19 protein-coding genes are annotated in these 20442 nt (G+C 62.6%); 16 read left to right on the top strand and 3 right to left on the bottom strand.

Features of this window, described 5'->3' with window-relative positions; genetic code table 11:
- Positions 1-14: 14 nt before the first annotated feature.
- The 14 genes from FEZ59_RS13605 to FEZ59_RS13670 all read left to right on the top strand — a co-directional run bounded on the left by FEZ59_RS13605 (position 15) and on the right by FEZ59_RS13670 (position 15765).
- Positions 15-1334, top strand: coding sequence for an NAD(P)/FAD-dependent oxidoreductase (locus FEZ59_RS13605; protein WP_172932776.1), 1320 nt, complete (start codon positions 15-17; stop codon positions 1332-1334).
- Positions 1334-2245 (top strand): bile acid:sodium symporter family protein, encoded by a 912-nt coding sequence (locus tag FEZ59_RS13610; RefSeq protein WP_172932777.1) that lies wholly within the window; start codon positions 1334-1336, stop codon positions 2243-2245. Before FEZ59_RS13605 ends, FEZ59_RS13610 begins: the two co-directional genes overlap by 1 nt.
- Positions 2242-3177 (top strand): SDR family oxidoreductase, encoded by a 936-nt coding sequence (locus tag FEZ59_RS13615; RefSeq protein ID WP_151531541.1) that lies wholly within the window; start codon positions 2242-2244, stop codon positions 3175-3177. The genes FEZ59_RS13610 and FEZ59_RS13615 overlap by 4 nt, the downstream gene beginning before the upstream one ends.
- Before the next feature lie 116 nt (positions 3178-3293).
- Entirely contained in the window at positions 3294-3755 is a 462-nt protein-coding gene (locus FEZ59_RS13620) for a hypothetical protein (protein WP_024487478.1), read from the top strand.
- 38 nt (positions 3756-3793) lie between these two features.
- Positions 3794-4864, top strand: coding sequence for an N-acetyl-gamma-glutamyl-phosphate reductase (argC, locus tag FEZ59_RS13625; RefSeq protein WP_019748609.1), 1071 nt, complete (start codon positions 3794-3796; stop codon positions 4862-4864).
- Between the two features lie 20 nt (positions 4865-4884).
- Positions 4885-6135, top strand: a complete 1251-nt coding sequence (argJ, locus tag FEZ59_RS13630) for a bifunctional glutamate N-acetyltransferase/amino-acid acetyltransferase ArgJ (protein ID WP_051720865.1) — start codon at positions 4885-4887, stop codon at positions 6133-6135.
- A complete protein-coding gene (gene argB / locus FEZ59_RS13635; RefSeq protein WP_019748607.1) occupies positions 6132-7055 on the top strand; it encodes an acetylglutamate kinase in 924 nt (307 codons plus the stop codon). The genes argJ and argB overlap by 4 nt, the downstream gene beginning before the upstream one ends.
- A complete protein-coding gene (locus FEZ59_RS13640; protein ID WP_172932778.1) occupies positions 7052-8251 on the top strand; it encodes an acetylornithine transaminase in 1200 nt (399 codons plus the stop codon). The genes argB and FEZ59_RS13640 overlap by 4 nt, the downstream gene beginning before the upstream one ends.
- The gene (argF, locus tag FEZ59_RS13645) at positions 8248-9198 is read left to right on the top strand and encodes an ornithine carbamoyltransferase (RefSeq protein WP_019748605.1); all 951 of its coding nucleotides are present in this window, start codon (positions 8248-8250) and stop codon (positions 9196-9198) included. Before FEZ59_RS13640 ends, argF begins: the two co-directional genes overlap by 4 nt.
- The gene (locus tag FEZ59_RS13650; RefSeq protein WP_019748604.1) at positions 9195-9674 is read left to right on the top strand and encodes an arginine repressor; all 480 of its coding nucleotides are present in this window, start codon (positions 9195-9197) and stop codon (positions 9672-9674) included. The genes argF and FEZ59_RS13650 overlap by 4 nt, the downstream gene beginning before the upstream one ends.
- 47 nt (positions 9675-9721) lie before the next feature.
- On the top strand, positions 9722-10921 hold the full coding sequence (locus FEZ59_RS13655) for an argininosuccinate synthase (protein ID WP_007736221.1): 1200 nt from the start codon (positions 9722-9724) through the stop codon (positions 10919-10921).
- A 3-nt stretch (positions 10922-10924) separates the two neighbouring features.
- Entirely contained in the window at positions 10925-12367 is a 1443-nt protein-coding gene (gene argH, locus FEZ59_RS13660) for an argininosuccinate lyase (RefSeq protein ID WP_029255450.1), read from the top strand.
- A gap of 170 nt (positions 12368-12537) precedes the next feature.
- Positions 12538-15519, top strand: coding sequence for an acyl-CoA synthetase (locus FEZ59_RS13665; protein ID WP_019748602.1), 2982 nt, complete (start codon positions 12538-12540; stop codon positions 15517-15519).
- Positions 15520-15558: 39 nt separating this feature from the next.
- The gene (locus FEZ59_RS13670) at positions 15559-15765 is read left to right on the top strand and encodes a Trm112 family protein (RefSeq protein ID WP_003944045.1); all 207 of its coding nucleotides are present in this window, start codon (positions 15559-15561) and stop codon (positions 15763-15765) included.
- Here FEZ59_RS13670 and FEZ59_RS13675 read toward each other — a convergent pair.
- Genes FEZ59_RS13675 through FEZ59_RS13685 form a run of 3 tightly spaced genes read right to left on the bottom strand, consistent with a single transcriptional unit; the run spans position 15762 to position 17868 of the window.
- Positions 15762-16385: a TetR family transcriptional regulator gene (locus tag FEZ59_RS13675; protein WP_172932779.1), complete on the bottom strand. Its 624-nt coding sequence runs from the start codon at positions 16383-16385 to the stop codon at positions 15762-15764. The genes FEZ59_RS13670 and FEZ59_RS13675 overlap by 4 nt on opposite strands.
- Positions 16382-17137, bottom strand: coding sequence for an ABC transporter permease (locus tag FEZ59_RS13680; protein ID WP_172932780.1), 756 nt, complete (start codon positions 17135-17137; stop codon positions 16382-16384). Before FEZ59_RS13680 ends, FEZ59_RS13675 begins: the two co-directional genes overlap by 4 nt.
- Positions 17134-17868 carry an ABC transporter ATP-binding protein gene (locus FEZ59_RS13685; protein ID WP_020969718.1) on the bottom strand — a complete coding sequence of 245 codons (735 nt, stop codon included), beginning with the start codon at positions 17866-17868 and terminating at the stop codon, positions 17134-17136. The genes FEZ59_RS13680 and FEZ59_RS13685 overlap by 4 nt, the downstream gene beginning before the upstream one ends.
- Before the next feature lie 86 nt (positions 17869-17954).
- Here FEZ59_RS13685 and FEZ59_RS13690 point away from each other — a divergent pair, with 86 nt between their 5' ends.
- A complete protein-coding gene (locus tag FEZ59_RS13690; protein ID WP_346343232.1) occupies positions 17955-18563 on the top strand; it encodes a DNA-3-methyladenine glycosylase in 609 nt (202 codons plus the stop codon).
- 19 nt (positions 18564-18582) lie between these two features.
- Positions 18583-19860: a tyrosine--tRNA ligase gene (gene tyrS, locus FEZ59_RS13695; RefSeq protein WP_020907871.1), complete on the top strand. Its 1278-nt coding sequence runs from the start codon at positions 18583-18585 to the stop codon at positions 19858-19860.
- Positions 19861-20442: the final 582 nt, after the last annotated feature.

The following is a 20442-nucleotide window of genomic DNA, read 5'->3' on the forward strand; positions in this document are numbered from 1 at the left end:
GCGACGCTCGACCCATGAGCACAGAGGGCAAGTACGCGCTGATCGGAGCGGGTCCGTCTGGATTGGCCGGCGCACGAAACCTCGATCGAGCCGGCACAGCGTTCGACGGCTTCGAGAGCCACGACGACGTCGGTGGGCTCTGGGACATCGACAACCCGCACAGCACCGTCTACGAGTCGGCGCACCTCATTTCGTCGAAGGGCACCACCGCATTCGCGGAGTTCCCGATGGCGGATTCGGTTGCCGACTACCCGAGCCACGTCGAACTTGCCGAGTATTTCCGCGACTACGCCGATACCCACGATCTTCGCAAGCACTTTGCCTTCGGCACTACCGTCATCGACGTTTCGCCGGTCGATTCGCTGTGGCAGGTCACAACGCGTAGTCGCAGCGGTGAGACGACAGTCGCGCGGTATCGAGGCGTGATCATCGCGAACGGAACGCTGTCGAAGCCGAACGTACCGACGTTCCGGGGCGACTTCACCGGCACGTTGATGCACACGAGCGAGTACCGCAGCGCCGAGATCTTCCGCGGAAAGAGAGTGCTGGTCATCGGAGCGGGCAACAGTGGATGCGACATCGCCGTCGATGCCGTCCACCAGGCCGAGTGCGTCGATTTGAGCGTTCGGCGAGGCTACTACTTCGTCCCCAAGTATCTGTTCGGGCGACCCTCGGACACCTTGAATCAGGGAAAGCCGTTGCCGCCGTGGATCAAACAACGCGTCGACACCTTGGTACTCAAGCAGTTCACGGGAGATCCGGTGCGGTTCGGATTTCCGGCACCGGACTACAAGATCTACGAATCGCATCCGGTCGTGAACTCGTTGATCCTGCACCACATCGGGCACGGTGACGTGCACGTGCGCGCTGACGTCGACCGGTTCGAGGGGAAGACGGTGCGGTTTGTCGACGGATCGTCTGCCGACTACGACCTCGTTCTCTGCGCCACGGGGTATCACCTCGACTATCCCTTCATCGCGCGCGAGGACCTGGACTGGTCGGGCGCTGCCCCGGACCTGTTCCTCAACGTCGCGAGTCGCCGTCACGACAATCTCTTTGTGCTCGGCATGGTCGAAGCATCCGGTCTCGGGTGGCAGGGCCGTTACGAGCAGGCCGAGATGGTGGCCAAATTGATCACCGCACGCACCGAAGCCCCCGCCGCGGCGCGCGAATTCTCGGCAGCGGCGGCCGGCCCTCCTCCCGATCTGTCCGGGGGATACAAGTACATGAAGCTGGGACGAATGGCCTACTACGTGAACAAGGACGCCTACCGATCGGCGATCAGACGGCACATCGGACTGCTCGATGCCGCTCTGACGAAGGGAGGTCAGTGATGCCGATCGATGACGTGGTGCTCAACTTCAACCCGGGATCGTTGATGATCCTCAACGTGGTGCTGGCCGCGATCATGCTGGGGATCGCCCTCGACACCTCGGTCGACGACTTCCGTCGTGCGCTCACCAAACCCAAGGCGATGGCGGTGGGTATCGCTGCCCAGTTCCTGCTGCTGCCGGCAGTGACTTTTCTGCTGACGCTGATTCTCTCGCCCGCTCCCTCGGTAGCGCTCGGCATGATCCTGGTGGCGTGCTGCCCGCCGGGCAATATCTCGAATGTCCTGACTCACCGGGCGGGCGGCGACGTCGCACTCTCGGTGTCCATGACGGCGGTGTCGAACGTCTTCGCGATCTTCCTCATGCCGCTCAATCTCGCGTTCTGGGGGAGCCGACGCCCGGAGACCGACGCTCTGTTGCAGTCCGTGAACCTGAATGCGCTCGAGATGGTCGCGCAAATCGCCCTGATCATCGGTGTGCCGTTCGTTCTCGGCATCTGGGCGGCACAAAAGTTCCCGGAGATCGCCGCGAAAGCGCAGCCGTGGGTGAAAAACGGTTCGTTGGTGGCGTTGTTGATCTTCATCGTCGCGGGGGTGTCAGGGAATGCGTCGTACTTCGTCGACTACATCGGGGTGGTACTGCTCGCGGTCTTCCTGCACGACACGGTTGCCCTCGCACTGGGATACTTCTGCGGCGCCGTCACCGGGTTGAACGAATACAGCCGTCGCGCCGTCTCTTTCGAGGTCGGCATCCGCAATGCCGGACTGGGGCTTGGCCTGGTGTTCACGTTCTTCGACGGGCTCGGTGGCATGGCCGTCGTGGCCGGCTGGTGGGGGATCTGGGACATCATCGCCGGGCTGGCTCTGGCGACGGTCTGGTCCAAGCGACGCGCCCGAAAGGCGGTACCGGCATGACCGTCGCACTCGTCACGGGCGGGAACGGGTTCCTGGGTACCGCTGTCATCGACGCACTGATCGCGCAGGGCATCACCGTCGTCTGTGTCGACCTCACCGTCAAGGACACGCCGGACGATCGCATCCGCCGCGTTAGGGCGGACGTCTGCGACCCCACAGAATTGGGGCGGGTGTTCGGTCAGTACCGACCGAACGTCGTGATCCACCTTGCGTCCATCGTGAATCCCGGCAAGAACACGACAGCAGAGCAGGAGTACCACGTCGACGTCGACGGGACACGAAACGTGCTCGCGGCCTGCGTCGAACACGGGGTTGGACGGATCGTCGTGTCTTCGTCCGGAGCGGCGTACGGCTACCACTCCGACAACCCACCGTGGATCACCGAGGACGTACCTGTCCGAGGCAACGACGAATTCACTTACAGTCGCCACAAACGGATGGTCGAAGAGATGCTCGCCGAATATCGCGTCGAACACCCGGAGTTGGAACAAGTTGTCTTCCGGATCGGCACGATCTTGGGTGAGAGCGTCGACAATCAGATCACCGCGTTGTTCGATCGCCGCAAGCTGCTCAAGGTTGCCGGGAGCGACAGCCCCTTCGTGTTCGTCTGGCACACCGATGTCGCGGGCGCTTTTGCGGAGGCCGTGACCGGAAACCAAGTGGGCATCTTCAACGTCGCGGGCGACGGCGCGTTGACCGTCGACGAGTTGGCTTCCCGGATGGGCAAGCGCACGGTGACGCTTCCTGCATGGCTGTTGCGAGGCGTTCTACGCGTCGGACGGCGATTGGGCGTAACGGAACACGGTCCGGAGCGCGTCGGATTTCTCCAGTACCGACCCGTTCTCGACAATCGGCGGCTCAAGGAACAGTTCGGGTACGTCCCCGAATATTCGAGCGAGGACGCGTTTGCCGCTTACCTCGCCTCACGCTGACCCCTTCGGCAGACAGTCGTGGAAGGATCGGAGTTGTCCGTCGGCATTTCGAGAAGGGACTGACAGTGTCACGAAATGATGGGCCCGAACATGATGGGTCCGAGCACGATGGTTCCGTGCACCAGGTGGTCGAGGCCGCCAGTGCACTCGACGACAAGGACTTCCTCGCGGTCGTCCGCGCAGTGGTCGAGCGTCGTCCGAGCTTGTCGGTCCTTCTTTCCGTGGTGGACACCGCTGCCGCGAGCCTCGAGTCGCACCGTGTAGAGGACGACAACACGATCACCGACGCCGAAGAAGTCGAACTGCCCGACACCGTTGTGGAGGTCGACGAGATCATCGACGTCCCGGTGGTACTTGCGACCGACCCGAGAATTCCCGAACCCGACTACACCGAAGGGGGAGTCCCCACTTTCGACCGTGTTCGGGAGAAGATAGAGGGGCGCTTCGGTACTTCCATAGGTTCGGCCGAATTGGCACACGAGAGTCCTGCCGGAAAATCCGTCGACGAGCAGTGGGACGAGCGCCAGAAGGCCGCAAAAGCCAAGCTCGAGGAGATCCGGCGTTCCATGGGTAAGTAATTATGCATTCCGATGCACAATGATGCATACTGTGTGACATGACTGAAGGTGGTACGACCGAGAACGCACGCAAGCCGATCAGAGTCGCCGTTGCCGGCGCCAGTGGGTACGCCGGTGGTGAGGTTCTGCGTCTGCTCCTCGGGCACCCGTCCTACGCCGACGGCAGTCTGGTGATCGGTTCGCTGACCGCCGGTGGCAACGCCGGTTCGACGCTCGGTGAGCATCATCCGCACTTGCTCCCACTCTCTTCGCGGGTACTCGAAGAGACCACTGTCGAAATCCTCTCGGGTCACGACGTCGTCTTCCTCGGTCTCCCACATGGAAATTCGGCTCAGTACGCCAAGTTGCTGCCCGAGTCGACGGTCATCATCGACTGCGGCGCGGACTTCCGGCTGCAGGATCCCGCAGCCTGGGAGAAGTACTACAAGAGCACTCACGCCGGTACCTGGCCATACGGTCTTCCTGAATTGCCCGGTGCCCGTGAGAAATTGGTAGGCGCAACCCGCATTGCCGTTCCGGGCTGCTACCCGACGGCAGCGAGCCTCGCGCTGGCCCCCGCCGTTGCCGCGGGGATCGTGGACTCACACGTGAACGTGGTTGCGGTCAGTGGCACTTCGGGCGCCGGCCGGGCGCCGAAGGCCGATCTGCTGGGTTCCGAGGTCATGGGCTCCGTCCGCGCATACGGTGTCGGAGGTGTCCATCGCCACACCCCTGAGATCATTCAGAATCTTTCGGCCGCAGGCGGCAAGGACATCAGTGTTTCTTTCACTCCAGTCCTCGCGCCCATGCCGCGCGGCATCCTCGCGACCTGCACGGCAGCCACCACGGCCACCGAAGAGCAAGCGCGCGAAATCTACGAAAAGGCATACAACGACGAGCCGTTCATCCACGTGCTGCCTGCCGGAGTCTTCCCGCAGACCGGTGCCGTGATCGGATCCAATGCCGTGCAGATCGGGGTCACCGTTGACGCCGACGCCGGTCAGCTCGTTGTCATCTCGGCAATCGACAATCTCACCAAGGGCACCGCCGGTGGCGCGGTGCAATCGATGAATCTCGCCCTTGGCCTACCCGAGACCGCAGGTCTCTCTACCGTGGGAGTAGCTCCGTGAGCACCGACAATCCGCAGCAGATCGACAACGCAACCGAGCCTGACGCGACAGTTGCAGACGTGGTTCACGTCGCCGGGGGACGTCTGCTCCGCACACAGGGCGTTACCGCACCTGCCGGATTCCGCGGTGCCGGAATTGCTGCCGGTATCAAGAAGAGTGGCAAGTCGGACCTCGCATTGGTGCTCAACGAGGGACCCGATCTGGCCGCTGCCGGCGTCTTCACCCTGAACAAGGTCAAGGCTGCTCCGGTGCTGTGGTCTCAGCAGGTTTTGACGACGGGCAAGCTGCGCGCGGTCGTGCTCAACTCGGGCGGCGCAAACGCGTGTACCGGCGCGGGTGGATTCCAGGATGCGCACAAGACTGCCGAGGAAGTTGCCTCGGCACTGAGCAATTGGGGAACCGAGACGGGCGCGATCGAGGTCGCCGTCTGTTCGACCGGCCTGATCGGTGACCGCTTGCCCATGGACAAGCTGATCCCCGGTGTCACCGAGGTAGTGCACGAACTGGCCGGCGGAATCTCCGGCGGTACCGACGCGGCGTACGCGATCATGACCACCGATACCGTGCCGAAGCAGGCGTCGCTGCACCACGCGAACAAGTGGAACGTCGGCGGAATGGCCAAGGGTGCAGGCATGCTCGCGCCCGCACTGGCGACGATGCTGTGCGTCGTCACGACCGATGCTGTCGCAACGGCCGAGCAGCTCGATACCGCTCTGCGCGCCGCCACCCACCTGAGCTTCGATCGCCTCGACGTCGACGGCGCCACGTCCACCAACGACACGGTGCTCCTGTTGGCCTCCGGCGCCAGCGGTGTCACACCGACCCAGGACGAACTCAACGCCGCGGTCTTGGCAGTGTGCGACGATCTCGCGGATCAGTTGATGGCAGACGCCGAGGGCGTCACCAAGCGGGTCAAGGTGACGGTTCGCGGCGCAGCGTCCGAGTCCGATGCGTTGATCGGCGCCCGGACCATCGCCCGCGACAGCCTGGTCAAGACGGCACTGTTCGGATCCGATCCGAACTGGGGCCGCGTCCTCGCAGCAGTGGGTATCGCTCCCATCGAGCTCGATCCCGATCGAATCAGTGTGTCCTTCAACGGGAGTCCCGTCTGCATCGACGGCGTCGGCGCTCCGGGAGCGCGTGAGGTGGACCTGAGCGGGATCGACATCGAACTCGACATCGACCTGGGAATCGGCAACGAGTCCGTGAGCATTCGCACCACGGACCTCTCGCACGCGTACGTCGAAGAGAACTCGGCGTACTCGTCATGACCGAGACGTATCCCGTGATCAGCGAGCATCAGAAGGCGCATGTCCTCGCCGACGCGCTGCCGTGGCTGCAGCGATTCCGAGACAAGGTGGTCGTGGTCAAGTACGGCGGAAACGCCATGATCGACGAGACACTCAAGACCGCCTTCGCCGCGGACATGGCGTTCCTGCGGACTGTCGGCATCCACCCCGTCGTCGTGCACGGCGGCGGCCCGCAGATCAACGCGATGCTGGCACGCCTTGGCATGAAGGGTGAGTTCCGCGGTGGTTTCCGGGTCACGACGCCCGAGGTGATGGACGTCGTCCGGATGGTGCTCTTCGGTCAGGTGGGCCGTGAACTCGTCGGCCTGATCAACGCGCACGGTCCGTACGCGGTCGGTATCTCCGGTGAAGATGCGCACCTGTTCACCGCTACTCGACGCACTGTTGCGGTCGAGGGGGAGCAGACCGACATCGGCCTGGTCGGAGACGTCACCACCGTGAACCCAGACGCGGTACTCGATCTCATTGCGGCAGGACGCATTCCGGTGGTCTCGACCATCGCGCCCGATGCCGACGGCGTCGTCCACAACATCAACGCCGATACCGCCGCTGCCGCACTGGCCGAGGCGATCGGTGCCGAGAAGCTCGTTGTCCTCACCGACGTCGAAGGCCTGTACACCGATTGGCCGGACCGATCCTCGCTGGCCACCGAAATCGACACTGACGCCCTTGCCCAGTTGTTGCCGAGTCTCGATGCCGGCATGGTGCCCAAGATGGAGGCCTGCCTTCGCGCGGTGCGCGGAGGTGTGCCGTCGGCGCACGTGATCGACGGCCGGCTCGAACATTCAGTCCTACTCGAACTTTTCACCGGTGAAGGAATCGGCACGATGGTCGTGCCCGGCTCCTCGGTCGCCGGTCCCCAGCAGGGAGCTACTTCATGAGCACGATCGATCTGCAGCAGCGGTGGTCCGCTTCGCTGATGAACAATTACGGCGTACCCCGGGTTGCTCTCGTCCGCGGTGACGGCGCCGTACTCACCGACGCCGACGGCAAGCAGTACGTCGACTTCCTTGCCGGAATCGCCGTCAACATCCTCGGACACGGACATCCGGCCGTCGTCGAAGCCGTCACTACTCAGTTGTCGACACTCGGCCATGTTTCCAACCTGTACGCCAGCGAGCCGGTCGTCGAGTTGGCCGAGCAGTTGCTCGCTCATCTCGGCAACGTCACCGGGCGCGCGTTCTTCTGCAACTCCGGTACCGAGGCGAACGAGGCTGCCTTCAAGCTCGCTCGCGCTACTGGCCGGAAGAAGATCATCGCGGCCGAGGGCTCTTTCCACGGTCGCACGATGGGGGCACTCGCTCTGACGGGTCAGCCGGCCAAGCGGGCGCCGTTCGAACCGATGCCCGCCGGTGTCGAGTTCGTGCCGTACGGCGATGTCGAGGCACTGGAGCGGGCAGTCGATTCCGACACCGCTGCTGTGTTCCTCGAACCGATCATGGGTGAGGGCGGCGTCGTGGTGCCACCCGAGGGATACCTAGTCGAGGCTCGGCGGATCACCGCCGAACGCGGGGCGCTGCTCGTACTCGACGAAGTTCAGACCGGCATCGGCCGGACCGGCTGGTTCTACGCACATCAGGCAGTCGGCATCGTGCCGGACGTCATCACTCTTGCGAAGGGACTCGGCGGCGGAATGCCGATCGGCGCCTGCATCGCGACCGGAGCAACGGCAGAGTTGTTCGGACCGGGCAAGCACGGTACGACGTTCGGTGGCAATCCGGTGTGCGCTGCGGCGGCGCTTGCCGTGCTGAAAACCATTGCAGCGGAAGACCTGATCTCACGCGCCGACAGCTTGGGCAAATCGATCTCGGCGGGCATCGAAGATCTGGGCCATCCGTTGGTCGACTACGTACGGGGATCAGGACTGTTGCTGGGTGTCGTGCTGACCGAGGACGTCGCGCCGGCGGTGGAAAGTGCCGCGCGCGAAGCCGGGTACCTTGTGAATGCAGCGCAACCCGGAGTGATCCGGTTGGCGCCGCCGCTCATCCTCACGGATGAGCAGGCCGAAACCTTCGTGGCAGCACTACCTGCCATCTTCGACAGTGCACTATCGGCTGACCAGCCGGGGGAGAAGTGACTACCGTGGTGAAACACTTTCTCAGGGACGACGATCTGACTCCGGCGCAGCAGGCCGAAGTTCTGGAACTCGCTGCGATTCTCAAGAAGGACCCGTTCGCTCGGCGTCCACTCGAGGGTCCTCGCGGAGTCGGCGTCATCTTCGAGAAGAACTCGACGCGTACACGTTTCTCGTTCGAGATGGGCATCGCGCAGATGGGCGGCCACGCCGTCGTCGTCGACGGGCGTAGTACCCAACTCGGTCGTGAAGAGACGTTGGCGGACACCGGACGCGTACTCTCCCGCTATGTCGACGCCGTCGTGTGGCGCACGTTCGGCCAGAAGCGCTTGGAGCAAATGGCAACGGGTGCAACGATTCCCATCGTCAATGCGTTGTCCGACGAATTTCATCCCTGTCAGGTTCTGGCCGATCTGCAAACGCTGATCGAGCAGAAGGGTGAGCTCAAGGGACTGAAGCTGACCTACCTGGGCGACGGCGCCAACAACATGGCTCACTCGCTGATGCTCGGCGGAGTCACCGCAGGCATCGACGTCACCATCGCAAGTCCCGCTGGCTTCGAACCGGCGGACTGGGTAGTGGCAGCAGCGCGCACACGCGCCGCGGAAACCGGTGCAACCATCACGCTGACGCAGGACCCGCAGGCCGGCGTCGTCGGTGCCGACGCGTTGGTCACCGATACCTGGACCTCGATGGGTCAGGAGAACGACGGGCTCGATCGGGTCGGACCTTTCCGCCCGTTCCAGATCAACAAGGAACTCCTCGCCAAAGCAGATCCGAAGGCTGTCGTCCTGCACTGCCTGCCGGCCCATCGCGGCGAAGAGGTCACCGACGAGGTTCTCGACGGACCCCAGAGCGTCGTCTGGGACGAGGCGGAAAACCGTCTGCACGCCCAGAAGGCGTTGCTCGTGTGGCTGCTGGAACAGCGAACCCAACTGGACCAGGCGTGAGCGTCGCTCCCACTCGGGCCGGTCGCCAGTCGCGCATCATCGCGCTGCTGGCGGCGCACCCCGTCCGAAGTCAGACGGAGTTGGCGGCGTTGCTCGGTGCCGAGGGCATCGAAGCGACGCAGGCCACCCTCTCGCGTGACCTCGAAGAGCTGGGAGCGGTGAAACTGCGTGCCGCCGACGGCGGCGCCGGTGTTTACGTGGTGCCGGAGGACGGGAACCCGGTACGCGGTGTGTCCGGCGGTACCGACCGCCTCTCACGGCTGTTGGGTGAGCTGTTGGTCTCCACCGATTTCAGCGGCAACATGGCGGTTCTCCGGACACCGCCGGGAGCCGCGCACTACCTCGCGAGCGCACTGGATCGGTCCTCGATGCCCGACATCGTGGGAACGATCGCCGGAGATGACACCATCTTCGTGGTGGCCCGAGAACCGCTTTCCGGAGCGGAACTCGCGGCCATGATCGAATCGCTCGCCTGACCCCTTATTCTTTGATAGAGATTTTCAACCGAAGGAGCACAAAAACCATGGCCGATCGCGTCGTACTCGCCTACTCGGGCGGGCTGGACACTTCTGTTGCCATCAGTTGGATCGGTAAGGAGACCGGCGCTGAAGTTGTCGCCGTCGCCATCGATCTGGGGCAGGGTGGCGAGGACATGGAGGTCGTGCGTCAGCGCGCGATCGACTGCGGCGCAGTCGAATCCGTTGTCGTCGACGCCCGCGACGAGTTCGCGGACGAGTACTGCCTGCCGACCATTGCGGCCAACGCCCTCTACATGGACCGCTACCCGCTGGTCTCGGCCATCAGCCGTCCGCTGATCGTCAAGCACATCGTCGAAGCTGCACGCTCGCACGGCGGCACCATCGTCTCGCACGGTTGCACCGGTAAGGGCAACGACCAGGTTCGCTTCGAGGTCGGATTCGGCGCCCTCGCGCCCGACCTTCAGGTCATCGCACCGGTCCGCGACTACGCCTGGACCCGCGAGAAGGCCATCGCCTTCGCCGAAGAGAACAACATCCCGATCAACGTCTCCAAGAAGTCGCCGTTCTCGATCGACCAGAACGTCTGGGGCCGCGCCGTCGAAACCGGCTTCCTCGAGGATCTGTGGAACGCACCGACGAAGGACGTCTACGACTACACCCAGGACCCGACGGTCAACTGGAACGCGCCCGACGAGCTCATCATCAGCTTCGACAAGGGTCGCCCGGTTGCCATCGACGGCCGCCCGGTGTCGGTTCTCGAAGCCATCCAGGAACTGAACAAGCGCGCAGGCGCTCAGGGTGTCGGTCGCCTCGACGTCGTCGAGGACCGTCTCGTGGGCATCAAGAGCCGTGAGATCTACGAAGCTCCCGGAGCCATGGTTCTCATCACCGCGCACCAGGAACTCGAGCACGTCACCCTCGAACGCGAACTCGGTCGCTACAAGCGTCAGATGGAGCAGCGTTGGTCCGAGCTGGTCTACGACGGCCTCTGGTTCTCGCCCCTCAAGGACGCACTGGATACGTTCGTCAACAAGACGCAGGAGCGCGTCACCGGCGACATTCGTCTCTTCCTGCACGGTGGAGCCATCACCGTCAACGGTCGTCGTAGCCCCGAGTCGCTCTACGACTTCAACCTCGCGACGTACGACGAGGGCGACAGCTTCGACCAGTCCGCATCCAAGGGCTTCGTCGAGATCCACGGTCTGTCGTCGAAGGTCGCCGCGAAGCGCGATCTGGGACTCTGAGCCATGACGGCTCACGGTGACGGAGACGCCCAAAAACACGGCACCAACGAAGGCGCGCTGTGGGGCGGACGGTTCGAGTCCGGACCGGCCGCTGCCATGGCGGCGCTGAGCAAGTCGACTCATTTCGACTGGGTCCTCGCTCCGTACGACGTGCGTGCGTCGCAGGCGCATGCTCGCGTGCTGAACAAGGCAGGCCTGCTCAGCGAGGCCGACCTCGCGACAATGCTCGACGGTCTCGACCGTCTGGCGGCAGATGTCGCCAGTGGCGCCTTCGGACCGAGTGATTCGGACGAGGACGTACACGGCGCACTCGAACGCGGTCTGATCGAGCGTGTCGGGCCTGAGGTCGGCGGACGCCTGCGTGCTGGTCGTTCGCGAAACGACCAGGTGGCCACGCTGTTCCGAATGTGGCTTCGGGATGCGGTTCGCCGCATCTCCACCGGCGTTCTCGACGTGGTCGACGCATTGGCGACTCAGGCCGGGGCTCACCCGGATGCCGTGATGCCGGGCAAGACGCACCTGCAGGCTGCTCAACCGGTCTTGTTGGCACATCACCTGCTCGCCCATGCGCATCCGCTGTTGCGCGACGTGCAACGTCTTCGCGACTTCGACGTACGAGCTGCGGTGTCCCCGTACGGTTCCGGTGCACTCGCCGGTTCCTCGCTCGGTCTCGACCCCGAAGCCATTGCAGCGGAATTGAAGTTCGACAGCTCGGCCGAGAACTCGATCGACGCAACCGCTTCGCGTGATTTTGCGGCCGAGGCAGCGTTCGTGCTTGCGATGATCGGTGTCGATCTCTCACGCATGGCGGAAGAGATCATCATCTGGAGCACACCGGAATTCGGCTACATCACGCTTGCCGACGCGTGGTCGACAGGTTCGTCGATCATGCCGCAGAAGAAGAATCCGGATGTCTCGGAACTCACGCGCGGTAAGTCTGGTCGTTTGATCGGTAACCTCACCGGCCTGCTGGCGACGCTCAAGGCTCAGCCGCTGGCGTACAACCGCGATCTGCAAGAGGACAAGGAACCGGTCTTCGACTCGGTTGCGCAGCTGGAGATGTTGCTCCCGGCCATCACCGGCCTGGTGCAGACTCTCGAGTTCCACACCGCGCGTATGGCGGAACTTGCTCCGGCAGGGTTCACGTTGGCCACCGACATCGCGGAGTGGATGGTGCGCCAGGGCGTGCCGTTCCGGGTTGCACACGAGGCTGCTGGAGCGTGTGTGCGTGTCGCCGAAGCGCGAGGCGTCGGACTCGAAGATCTCACGGACGAGGAACTGGCCGGCGTCGACAGCGCGCTGACACCCGCTGTTCGTGAGGTGCTGACAGTCGAGGGTTCCATCGCTTCGCGTAATGCGCGAGGCGGCACCGCGGGGGTGCGGGTAGCAGAACAGTTGGACGGAGTCCGAGCAGTGGCGCAGTCGCTGCGGGAATGGACCCTCTGACCTTGCGGTCACGAGTGTTTCCCCTCTCTTTTCGGCAGTAGTCCTTCGGTCGTACGCGGTCAGGGAGCAGAATTTGCTCCCTGACCGCGTACGCGTATTCGTCGTCAGTAGGCTTGTTGCGCGCGGGAAAAATGAGACTGACGTCACATGGTGAGTAACTTGGGAGTGAAATGGTGGGATTGAATTCCAAGTCTGTGCTGGGCCCGATTCGTCGGGTGGTTGCGACAGCACAAAACGGCCTCGAGGTCGTCCGGTTGGGTGGGCTGGAAACGGATGCGACCACGTCGCCGTTCGAGATCGTCGAGCGCGCAGCGATGTACCGGCTTCGCCGCTACTTCCCGGACAGCGATCCGGAAACCGTCGGTGCACCGATCGTGCTGATCCCGCCGATGATGATGTCGGCGAACGTGTACGACGTGACCCGCGACCAGGGTGCTGTGGGAATTCTGCACGAGATGGGCCTGGACCCCTGGGTAGTCGATTTTGGTTCGCCCGACTCCGAAGAGGGCGGTTGGGATCGCAATCTCGCCGATCACATCATCGCTCTCAGCGACATCATCGACCACATCCACCGTCACACCGGTAAAGATGTTCACATCTCCGGCTATTCGCAGGGCGGCATGTTCGCCTATCAAGCTGCCGCGTATCGGCGTAGTCGAAACATCGCCAGCGTCATCACCTTCGGCAGTCCGGTCGACACACTCGCCGCGTTGCCCTTCGGTATCCCGGCCGGATTGGCCACCAAGGGTGCGGATTTCCTCGCCGATCACGTCTTCAATCGCCTGGCGGTCACCGGGTGGATGGCTCGCACCGGGTTCCAGTTGCTCGATCCCGTGAAGACGTTGAAGATGCGAGTCGACTTCCTGCTTCAACTGCACGACCGTGAGGCTTTGCTGCCGAGGGAGCAGCAGCGACGTTTCCTCGCGACCGAGGGTTGGGTCGCGTGGTCCGGGCCCGCGGTTGCCGAACTGCTCAAGCAGTTCATCGTGCACAACCGAATGATGACCGGTGGTTTTGTCATCAAGGATCAATTGGTCTCGCTCGCCGAGATCACCTGCCCCATCCTGGCATTCGTCGGCGAGGTCGACGACATTGGTCAACCTCAGGCGGTTCGTGGGATCAGCCAGGCAGCGCCGCGGGCCAAGGTCTACGAATCTACCTTGCGCGCAGGTCATTTCGGATTGGTTGTCGGTTCCACCGCGGCCAATCACACCTGGCCGACCACCGGTGAATTCGTGCAGTGGACCGAGACGGGTGGACCCCTCCCGGACCGTATCGCGAACATGGTCTACGGCGCCGACCTCGAAGACCAGACCGGTGTGTCGATCAGCAATCGGATCATCCACACTGTCGCCTCGGTCGCTGAAGTAGGTGCAGGAGTCACCAAGGGAATCAGTGACCTTGCAGCCGGTGCGTTGCGCGGGACTTTCGAATTGTCCGGCGAAGCGGCACGCGCGTTGCCACGTCTTGCGCGACTCAACCAAATTCAGCCACACACCAAGATCTCGCTGAGCCAATTGCTCGCGGAGCAGCGTCGAAAAGCACCGAACGGCGAGTGCTTCCTCTTCGACAATCGTGTGCACACCTACGAAGCGGTCAACGCCCGCATCGACAATGTCGTGCGTGGATTGATTTCCGTGGGAGTGCGTCCGGCAGCGCACGTCGGTGTCCTGATGGAGACCCGCCCCAGCGCGCTCGCGGCCATCGCGGCCCTGTCGCGCCTCGGTGCCGTTGCCGTCATGCTTCCGCCGGGGTCCGACATCTCGGCGGCGGTCAAGCTGGGATCGGTTGATCGGATCATCACCGATCCGGAGAACGTCGACGCTGCGGTGGTCACCGGTAGGCCGGTCTTGGTACTCGGCGGCGGCGATGCCCGCGGACTCGAGGTGGATCCGTCACACGACGTGATCGATCTCGAACAAATCGATCCGACGAAGGTCAATCTGCCCGGTTGGTACCGGCCGGATCCCGGCGTCGCCCGTGAACTCGCATTCATCATCTTTGCGGAATCGGGCGGTGTGCTCGAAGCCAAGCAGATCACCAACTACCGGTGGGCACTGTCTGCCTTCGGAACGGCCACGGCGGCAGATCTCGATCGCGGTGACACCGTGTACTGCCTTGCACCACTCCATCATTCGTCGAGTCTGCTCGCGACCATCGGTGGCGCCATGGCCGGTGGCTCACGGATTGCGCTCTCACGCGGACTGAATCCGGCTCGATTCGTCGAGGAAATCCATCGCTACGGTGTGACCGTCGTGAGTTACACGTGGTCGATGATGCGCGAGATCCTCGACGAGGATCTTCTTCTCATCGACGGTAGCCATCCGGTCCGACTGTTCATCGGTTCGGGAATGCCTCACGGGCTGTGGAAGCGGACCACGGAGGCGTTCGACCCCGCGCAGGTGCTCGAGTTCTATGCGTCGACCGAAGGTGACGTGATTCTTGCCAATGTCGCGGGCTCCAAAGTTGGTTCCAAGGGCCGCCCGTTGCCGGGTAGCGCGCAGGTGCGGTTGGCGGCATACGACCCGCTGAGTGGTCGGCTCCTCGAAAATGGAAACGGATTTGTCCGTGAGTGCGCCGAAGACGAAGTCGGGTTGCTACTCGGGCGCGCGGGATTCACTGCCGATCTCTCGGGCGGAGCCATGCGGGGACTCTTCCAAGCGGGTGATTCGTGGATTCCCACGGAGAATCTCTTCCGCCGGGACGCCGACGGCGACTACTGGCTGATCGATCACAAGAACACGGTCATTTCGACGCTCCGCGGTCCCGTGTTCACCCAGCCGATCGTCGACGCGTTGTCGAGTGTGGCGCGGGTAGATCTTGCCGTCGCATACGGCGTCGGTGACGCGCCGCATCAGCTGGCGGTCGCTGCCGTGACATGGCGTCCGGGGCGGCAGTTCCGTTCCGCCGAGCTTGCAGAGGCTCTCTCGCGCATCGCTTTTGATGCGCGCCCGGATATCGTGCACGTGGTAGACGAGATCCCGGTGGGTTCGTCGTACCGTCCGAGCTCCACTGCGTTAGCTGCCGCCGGATTGCCGGCGCCAGGACCACGGACCTGGTTCCTCGATTCCGAGACGCAGTCGTACAAGCGGCTGACCAAGGCAATTGCCGCGCAGTTGATGCCGACGAGGGTGGGCACCGGAGCACGGTAGCCTGAGGACATTCTGTTTGATCGGTTCGAGAGGACTCACGTGGCTATTGATTCGACGTTGCTCAGCATTTTGGCCTGCCCCCAGGACAAAGGCCCGCTGTTGCTGGTCGGGGACGAGTTGCTCTACAACCCGCGCCTGCGGCGTGCATACCCGATCGAGAACGGCATTCCCGTTCTGTTGATCGACGAGGCACGCGATGTGGCGGACGACGAGCACGAGAAGTTGCTCGCGCGGGCTGAAGGCTAGATCGGTAATTCACCGGTCAGGTACCGCTGGAGGTTCGGAGCCACCAGCGGTACCAAAGCGTCAACGCTCAATGATGCGAGTGGTTCGAGTCCGAGCACATATCGCGTGACCAGCAGTCCGGCCATCTGAGATGCCACCAATTCCGCTCTGATCAAGCCGGTACCAGGTGGTGTGTCCACCCGCGGAATGATGTCGCGCAATACGACATCGAGCAGAAAGCTCTGGATCAGCTGCGATCCGTCGCCGGAAACCGCCGATCGAAAAGCCGCCAGAATCGCCGGCTGGTGTTCCGATTCCCACAGCCCGATCACTGCTCTGAGTAGATTTTCGCCGAGATTTTCGGTCGGAGAGGCGTGAACCGGTCCCAATACCTGGACTGGATCGATCGGTAGCGCGATCGCAGCGGTGAACAACTGCTCCTTGCTTCCGAAATGATGATGAATCATGGCCGGATCGACGTCAGCGGCCGCAGCTATCGATCGAATGGTTGTTCGTCGAAAACCGTTCTGGGAGAACGCCCGTCGCGCCGAATCGAGGATCTGCGCGCGAGTCTCCGACTTGCCCGGTCGTCGCCCCGAACGAATCGGTGCAGGTGCGGGCGCCGTGTCGTTGTCGTTCATGAAGTGCGGCGATCGAGTGTTGCCGCGGCCAGCGAGAGTGCTGCGGCGGCGAAGCCCGCCATGACGGCGAGATCACGCCACATCTGACCCGTCGCGTCGGCATGCATCGACACTTGCTGAAGTGCGTCGACGGCGTAGCTCAAGGGGAGGACGTTGCTGATCCATTCGAGCCAGGTCGGCAATTGGTCGCGGGGCACGAGGAGTCCACAGAGGAACAGTTGGGGGACCACAACTACCGGCATGAACTGCACCGCTTGGAACTCGGTCTTCGCGAATGCGCTGGCCAACAGGCCGAGCGCAACGCCGAGTATTGCGCCGAGAACTGCAATGACGATGACCCAGGCAAGACTGCCGGCGATGGTGAGTCCGAGAAATCCGAAAGCAACCGCGCACGCGAGAGCCGCCTGAGCGGCGGCCGAGAGCGAAAATGCCGCGCCGTATCCCGCCAGAAGATCGAGTTTGCCCATCGGGGTGGTGAGCAGGCGTTCGAGTGTTCCTGAACTGCGTTCGCGCTGCATGGCGATGGACGTGACCAGGAACATGACTACAAACGGCAAGATTCCCAGCATGGTGATCGCCACCCGTTGGAACAGTGAAACCTGGCCGGGCGGCGTGGGTACGTCTTGGTAGAGGAAATACAGCAAAATCATCAACAACGACGGGACCAACAAGATCATGGCCACCGTGCGATGGTCCTGGCGGAGCTGAAGCAGAATGCGTACGGTCGTAGCACCGAAGATCCTGATGCTCATGATATTTCGCCTCCGACGGGTGAAGTCCGAATCAGCTCGAGGAAGGCGTCCTCGAGGCGTTCACATCTGGTTTTGGCGCGCAATTCATCGGGTGTGAGTTGAGCGAGGAGATGCCCGTCTCGCATCAGGATCAGTTCAGCGCAGTGGTCGGCCTCATCCATGACGTGGCTGGAGACCAACAGGGTGGTTCCGCTGCGAGCAAGGTCGGCAAATCGTTCCCACAATTCGACACGAAGCACCGGATCGAGACCGACGGTCGGTTCGTCGAGGATCAACACATCAGGTGATGCCACCAACGCGCATGCCAGCGAGACTCGACCGCGTTGACCTCCGGACAGATCGGCGGCGGTCCGGTCGGCGTATCGGCTCAATCCGACGGCGTCGACCGCTGCTGCGACGTCTGCGCCGGACTTGCCGTACAGAGCTCCGAAGTACTGGACGTTTCGAGTGACCGTCAGGTCGCCGTACACGCTGGGGGATTGGGTGACGTATCCGACCCGGCGGCGAAGGGCAACGGACCCCGCGAGGTCGCCCAGGACTCTGACCTCACCACTTTCGACGATCTGGGTTCCGACTATCGCGCGCATCAGGGTTGTCTTGCCGCAGCCGGACGGGCCGAGCAGTCCGGTGATCGATCCTGCCGAAACCTGCAGGTCGAGTGAGTGAAGAACTTCGTGCTTGCCGCGAATGACTCGTAGTCCGCGGATGTCTATTGCCGGCGTGGTGGTCACGGTTCGCCTCATTTCAATAATTCATCACTTGTTGAATTATGCGACTCGGCCGACCGATGAGTCAACGGCGTGGGCACAATCGAAGGGTGAGTATCGAGACCTTGGAAAATGTGAAGAACCCGTTGGAAGCGGGCCTGACAATTCTCGGCTCGACCTTGATCGTCGACGACATCTCGCTGAGGATTGTCGAGGTCGAGGCGTACGGAGGGGAGAAGGACGGGCTCTGGCCAGATCCGGCAGCACATTCGTATCGGGGGCAAACGCCGCGGAACAGCGTGATGTTCGGGCGGGCGGGCCGTCTCTACGTCTACCGCAGCTACGGAATGCACTTTTGTATGAACATCTCGTACGGCCCGGATGGTGTCGCGGGTGGTGTTCTGCTCCGAGCGGCCGAAATCGAGGCCGGTCACGATGTGGTGTCGGCTCGGAGATCGCCGGATCGACCATCTCACCAATGGGCCAGAGGGCCAGGTAATCTCGGCGCTTCCGTTGCAATCACGTTGGCGGACAACGGAACAGACGTGTTCAACCCCGCTTCGCGGGTTCGGCTCGAATTGGGGGAGTCGAAGGAATGGGTCAGTGGACCGCGGGTGGGGGTCAGTACTGCGGCCGAGGTCCCGTGGCGCCTCTGGATTCCGGACTCGCGAGCGGTGTCCGCGTACCGCCGAAGCCCGCGAGCGCCGGTCATTTCGTGAAGATGGGATGATCGAGTCCGTGACTGAGAATATTCTCGACGAACTGACCTGGCGTGGGCTGATCGCCCAATCAACTGATCTCGACGCTTTGCGTAAAGATCTCGAGGCCGGACCGGTCACGTTGTATGCGGGCTTCGACCCGACCGGACCGAGCCTGCACGCAGGTCACCTGGTTCCGCTCCTCGCGCTCAAGCGGTTTCAGCGTGCCGGTAACCGTCCGATCGTTCTTGCCGGCGGTGCAACAGGCCTGATCGGTGATCCCCGTGACGTCGGGGAACGGACGATGAACTCCGCCGATACTGTCGCGGACTGGGCAGGTCGCATCCGTGGTCAGCTCGAACGATTCGTGGATTTCGACGATTCACCGACGAGTGCGGTCATCGAGAACAATATGAACTGGACCGGCAAGATGTCGGCCATCGACTTCCTGCGTGATGTCGGCAAACACTTCTCTGTGAACGTCATGCTTGCGCGTGACACCGTGAAGCGTCGTCTCGAGTCGGACGGGATGTCGTACACCGAGTTCAGCTACATGCTGCTCCAAGCCAACGACTACCTGCACTTGCGACGCGATCTCGGCTGCACTCTGCAGGTCGGTGGGTCCGATCAGTGGGGCAACATCATCGCGGGCGTCGAACTCAACCGTCGTGTCGACGGCGAGAGTGTTCACGCAATGACCGTTCCGCTGGTGACCTCGGCTGACGGGAAGAAGTTCGGAAAGTCGACCGGTGGCGGCAGTCTGTGGCTCGACCCCGAGATGACCAGCCCGTACGCGTGGTACCAGTACTTCGTGAACACCGGCGACGCCGACGTGATCAAGTACCTGCGCTGGTTCACGTTCCTGACCGCAGACGAACTCGCGGAACTCGAGACGGCAACGGCGGAGCGTCCGCATGCGCGCGAAGCGCAGAAGCGATTGGCTGCGGAGATGACGACCTTGGTTCACGGAGAACACAACACTCGCGCCGTCGAGCTCGCCAGCCAGGCGTTGTTCGGCAAGGCGGAATTGGCGGAACTCGACGAGTCGACGCTCGCCGCGGCGCTGAAGGAAGCATCTGTCAGCGAATTGGCGCCGGGGGAGCCGCGCACGATCATCGATCTGCTTGTGACGAGCGGTTTGTGTGAGAGCAAGGGAGCTGCTCGACGCGCAGTGAAGGAAGGCGGCGCTTCGGTGAACAACCAGAAGGTGTCGGCCGACGACTGGGAGCCCGCCGCATCCGATCTGCTTCACGGCAGCTGGTTGGTCGTCCGGCGCGGAAAGCGCAATTTCGCCGGCGTGAAAATACTTTCGAACTGACGTGTGTGGGGTCACAGTTGTCTCGCGGGGCTCCTGTGGCCGTTGGTGGCCCGCCTGCGGGCGGGCTACCAGCGGATTTAACCTGACGAACACCTGCGACCTGCACGTTTGACGCTCAGTTTTCATTCGCGTAACTTTGTCCAAGTCAGAGCGACACGGACACCAACCCCGACCGAGAGGCCGGGGACACGCGGTTGGACGAAGTCGGAGACATTCACGCTCAACGGGAACTTGCTTCCTGGGAGCGAACAAGCTAAGATTGTAACCCTTGCCCCGGAGCTTTCAACCAGTTTGAAGCGATGGTGTGTGCGTGTTCTTTGAGAACTCAACAGTGTGTCGATGAATGTCAGTGCCAAATTTTTTTTGGTACTTCGCATGTCGGATGATGTTCCGGGCCTTCGGGTTTCGGTTCTGATGTTCGGGGTGTGAGTATTTTTCGTCGGTGATTGTTCATTCTTCCGTCTGAATGGTTGCCGACACATTTTTTGCTAGTTGAGTTTTTTTGCTAGTGATTTGACTCTTTTTGTCTATGACTGATTAGCCGGCCTTCGGGTTGTGAAATCTAGAGTCTTCAACGGAGAG

The sequence above is a fragment of the Rhodococcus sp. MS13 genome (genome assembly GCF_013277835.1).
Classification (GTDB): Bacteria; Actinomycetota; Actinomycetes; order Mycobacteriales; family Mycobacteriaceae; genus Rhodococcus_F; species Rhodococcus_F erythropolis.